Below are 1369 nucleotides of genomic sequence, written 5' to 3'. Positions count from 1 at the left end.
AAGCTGAGGAGGTTTGAGTATGGACAGCATTATCATCGAAGGAATCGCATTCTCCATCCCACTCTTCATTATCGCAATCGGGGGCATCTACAGTGAGGGAAGTGGAGTGATAAACCTAGCCCTTGAGGGACTGCTTGGCTTTGGTGCCTTTGCAGGAGGGCTGAGTTATGCTCTCTTGAGCAGTGTCATTACGGGGAACCCACTCTTGCTTATCTATGCTTCCTTGGCATTTGCAATGGTCGGAGGGGCATTGCTTGCCTCACTCCATGCACTGATGTGTATCAAGTTCAAGGCAAATCAGGTTATCAGCGGTGTTGTTATCAATATGCTCAGTGTAGCCCTCACAGCCTTTCTTGCAAACCAGATTAATGCATCAGTCTTTAGACAACCATCAAACAAGTTCCTCTTGGAGATCTTCCCAAAGGTTACCGTTCCCCTTCTCTCAAGAATTCCTATCCTGGGAGCAGTGTTTACTGATCTGTACACCTTTATTCCGATTATTGTCGCGGTTGCAATTCTTATGGCTTACATCTATTACAAGACTCCATTCGGTATGCATATCCGAGCATGTGGGGATAACCCCCATGCAGTTGCTGCTGCCGGTGGGAATGTCATGAAAATCCGCTTCGTATCAGTATTGGTCAGTGGTGCACTGGCAGGCCTTGGTGGTATGTGTTTCGCCTACTCCATCTCTACCACGTTTTCTCCAAACATTTACATGGGTTTTGGTTATCTTGCCATTGCTGCCTATATCTTCGGTTCTTGGAAAATTAGCCGGACATTCCTTGCTTGTATTCTTTTCGGTTTTGCCCGGAGTGCTGGATATGTGCTGGTACAGAAGCTGGAATTGCCATCTTCCTTTGGGGACCTCGTCCTTACCCTTCCCTATATCGTTACCTTGGTCTTGCTGCTCTTTTTCTCATCGAAGACGAAGGCACCAAGAGCTCTTGGGGATGTATATGAATGATGACATGGGGAGTCGCGAGACTCCCTTTTCTATGTATCAATTTTTAAAGCGTAATATAGACAAACGAATCTTTTCTTGTAAAACTTCTCTCTAACTTCTTACGTTTTTCTTGCTTACATATCCTACAGACCGTATGATTCTGATAGGATATACGAGCAAGGGAGCATCAATGTCGCAGGGAATCATTATTCAAAATGTGTATCACTTCTTGTTTTTTTGGTCATGTGCTATGCATGGATAATTTCAAAACGGCAGGTTCCAGGAATTGGGTATTGGACACTCAATTTATTTCTTTACACAATTGGCCTGATATTACAGATGGTATTTGTACAAACGGGGCTCCAGTTCTCCAGGATTATCGCCAATCTGAGGCTCTGCAGTGGCTGGGTCTTATACAAATTT

1 protein-coding gene is annotated in these 1369 nt (G+C 44.6%); it reads left to right on the top strand.

The window, feature by feature from the left end; all coding sequences use genetic code 11:
* Positions 1 to 19: 19 nt before the first annotated feature.
* Positions 20 to 967: an ABC transporter permease gene (locus tag JF818_RS05135; protein WP_198890894.1), complete on the top strand. Its 948-nt coding sequence runs from the start codon at positions 20 to 22 to the stop codon at positions 965 to 967.
* The last annotated feature ends 402 nt before the right edge of the window (positions 968 to 1369 follow it).

This window comes from Sphaerochaeta sp. S2, from assembly GCF_016406725.1.
In the GTDB taxonomy this organism is placed as follows: domain Bacteria; phylum Spirochaetota; class Spirochaetia; order Sphaerochaetales; family Sphaerochaetaceae; genus Sphaerochaeta.
This window is presented reverse-complemented; position numbering and strand designations above follow the sequence as displayed.

Bases quoted from the DNA above. Each gene is read 5' to 3' on its own strand.
- JF818_RS05135 (WP_198890894.1), top strand. From the start codon at position 20: ATGGACAGCATTATCATCGAAGGAATCGCATTCTCCATCCCACTCTTC.